The following is a 3,067-nucleotide window of genomic DNA, read 5'->3' as shown; positions in this document are numbered from 1 at the left end:
CTTAATTTATAACTATCATAAAGCTGATCGTCGTGGTAGTAGTGGAGTATTGAATATGGTTATCAGTAGTACTGGTGCTGCTAAAGCAGTTGGTAAAGCATTACCAGAGCTTAGCGGTAAATTAACGGGTAATGCCATCCGTGTGCCAACGCCAAACGTTAGCTTAGCGATTTTGAATTTAAATCTTAAAACTGCGCCAGCTAGTGCTGATGCGTTAAATGAGTTTATGCGCAAAATCTCAAATAGCAGCCAGTGGCAAACACAAATTGCTTATACGGATTCTACAGAAGCGGTATCGACGGATTTTGTCGGCGATACGCATGTGGGTATCGTTGATGCACAAGCGACTATTTTGACTGACAATCATGCCATTGTTTATATTTGGTATGACAACGAAGTCGGCTATAGTACGCAAGTATTACGTTTAGCAACGCAAATGGCAGGTATCAGCTACGCGCAGATTCCAGCATAAGGGGTTTGTATAGCAGTAGTGATTTTTAAAGCCAATATATAAAGCACCCGATAGTCCGATTGGTTATCGGGTGTTATTGTCATAAATAAAGCAATGATGTAGAGCAATATAGACGAAAGTCTGCCATTTTTTTAAAAGATAACTATAGGCAAAAGAAGCGGTCTATGACTGTCATTAAGCTTATAAACTAGAGTGTAAATAAAGGAAAGTAAGATGCGATTTATTGATGAAGCCGTCGTAACGGTAAAAGCAGGTGACGGTGGTAACGGAATCGCCAGTTTTCGCCGAGAAAAATATGTCCCGCGCGGTGGTCCTGATGGTGGTGATGGTGGCAAGGGCGGAGATGTTTATGTCATTGCAGAAGATAACACCAACACCCTAGTTGACTATCGTTATACACGTCGTCACGACGCCATGCGAGCTGAAAATGGTCATAGTAGAAACTGTTCAGGTAAGGGCTCTGATGATCTTTTCTTACCAGTACCTATTGGTACGACGGTAGTTGATACCGAAACAGATGAAGTGTTGGGTGATTTGATTGAAATTGGTCAGACTTTATTGATTGCCAAAGGTGGCGATGGTGGTTTGGGTAATACCCATTTCAAAAGCTCTACCAACCAAGCGCCGCGCAAAGCAACCTCAGGTTTTGAAGGTGAGCTAAAAGTTCTTAAGTTTGAGCTAAAAGTAGTGGCTGATGTTGGCTTAATTGGTCTACCTAATGCAGGTAAATCGACCTTTATCCGCCAAGTCTCTGCTGCTAGACCAAAAGTAGCTGACTATCCATTTACCACGCTGGTTCCTAATCTGGGTGTGGTTGATATTGGTCGTCATCGCTCCTTTGTCATGGCTGATATTCCAGGTTTGATTGAAGGCGCCTCAGAAGGTGCTGGACTTGGTATTCGCTTTTTAAAGCATGTCGCTCGTACGCGTCGTCTGTTACACTTGGTTGATATCAAGCCTATCGATGGCAGCGACCCAGTTAAAAATGCCAATGTTATCTTAAATGAGCTTGAGCGCTTTTCCCCTGAATTGGCTAATTTGCCGCAGATTTTGGTATTAAACAAAATCGATCAGGTACCTGAAGAAGAGTTAAATGAGCTTTGTACCCATATTGTGGCAGAGCTTGGCTGGACAGGCATCGTTTTCCGTACCGCCACCTTAACAGGTGAGGGCGTTGATGCTATCAAGTACCACTTGATGAATGAGATCGAACGTGAACGCGAACGTGAAATCGAAGATCCTATCTTTGCTGATGCACAAAAAGCACGATTTGAGCGTTTAGAGGCAGAAGTTCGTCTAAATACTGAAGCTCAGCGTGAAGCGTATCGTGCTGCTCGTAAAGCAGCGCGTGAAGGTACGGATTTATCGGATGACGATTTTGATGATAGCGATGACGATGATGATGGCGTCGAAGTAGTTTACGCCCCTTAATCCGATTGGTCTTTGCACATATTTTTTAGATGTATCCCCATAATTAATTTACCATAGCAACAGGAGTTTATATGGCAGTTGGCATAGAGAACACGATAGAAGAAGCAAGGTTTGTTGAGCAAGCTCGTAACTTTGATATTCAGCGCGTTATTGTCAAGATTGGCTCATCGTTATTAACCAATAATGGTCGAGGGCTTGATCGAACTGCCATTTACGAATGGGCAAAGCAGATCGCGCAACTCCATAAGCAAGGCGTAGAGGTACTGCTCGTATCTTCAGGTGCTGTCGCTGAAGGGGTGGTGCGTATGAATCTTGAGGAGCGTCCTAAAAAACTGGCGGCATTACAAGCCTGTGCATCTGTCGGACAGATGGGTTTGATTGAAACCTGGTGGTCAGCATTGATTCAGCACGGTATTCAAAGCTCACAGTTATTGCTGACGCATGATGATTTGTCTAACCGTAGTCGCTACCTTAATACCACTGGCGCGCTTACGCAGCTACTAGAATGGCGTGTTCTGCCGGTCATTAATGAAAATGATACCATTACTATTGATGAGATTAAGTTTGGTGACAACGATACTCTAGGTGCGATGGCAGCGGCGATGGTCAATGCCGACTTGTACATTATCTTAACCGATCAAGAAGGGGTCTTTACTGACAATCCTCGCCATAATCCTAATGCCAGAATGATCCGTCAAGAGCGTGCGATGGCTGATTATTTATTTGATATTGCAGGTGATGGTGGCAAGTTGGGTCGTGGTGGTATGTTAACCAAAATTCGTGCGGGTCGTCTTGCTGCTATGGGTGGCTGTCCGACGGTAATCGTGAGTGGCGCTATCGATGATGTCATCACTCGTGTGGTTTCTGGCGAAGCTGTTGGTACCTTATTGACAACTAACGATGAAGATAAAATTATTGCTCGTAAACAATGGCTTGCCGCGCATCTGCGTATGTCAGGCTCTTTAATTGTCGATGCAGGCGCAGCAAAAGCGGTGGTCGAACATCAAAAAAGCTTGTTGCCAGTTGGCGTGTCTGAAGTTCGTGGAGATTTTGATGAAGGCGATGTGGTTGAAATTGTCCATCAAGATACCGGCGAGCGTATCGCAGTTGGGCAAGTAAACTTCTCATCTCGCGATGCGTGTCGTGTTGCTCGTGAGCGTACTG

Annotated in this window: 2 protein-coding genes and 1 pseudogene; all 3 read left to right on the top strand. The window is 44.5% G+C overall.

Annotated features, from left to right (window positions below):
• A pseudogene (locus VLN09_RS11225) lies at nt 1–472 on the top strand (glyceraldehyde-3-phosphate dehydrogenase); the annotation flags it as partial.
• Between the two features lie 213 nt (nt 473–685).
• The gene (cgtA, locus tag VLN09_RS11220; RefSeq protein ID WP_325246547.1) at nt 686–1,903 is read left to right on the top strand and encodes an Obg family GTPase CgtA; all 1,218 of its coding nucleotides are present in this window, start codon (nt 686–688) and stop codon (nt 1,901–1,903) included.
• 71 nt (nt 1,904–1,974) lie between these two features.
• Nucleotides 1,975–3,067 (top strand): glutamate 5-kinase (gene proB, locus VLN09_RS11215; RefSeq protein WP_325246545.1); only part of this gene is annotated, 1,093 nt, incomplete at its 3' end.

The sequence above is a fragment of the Psychrobacter sp. genome (assembly GCF_035469765.1).
In the GTDB taxonomy this organism is placed as follows: domain Bacteria; phylum Pseudomonadota; class Gammaproteobacteria; order Pseudomonadales; family Moraxellaceae; genus Psychrobacter.
This window is presented reverse-complemented; position numbering and strand designations above follow the sequence as displayed.

What these genes read in the sequence shown, in the direction of transcription:
- cgtA (WP_325246547.1), top strand. Translation starts at nt 686, where the DNA reads ATGCGATTTATTGATGAAGCCGTCGTAACGGTAAAAGCAGGTGACGGT.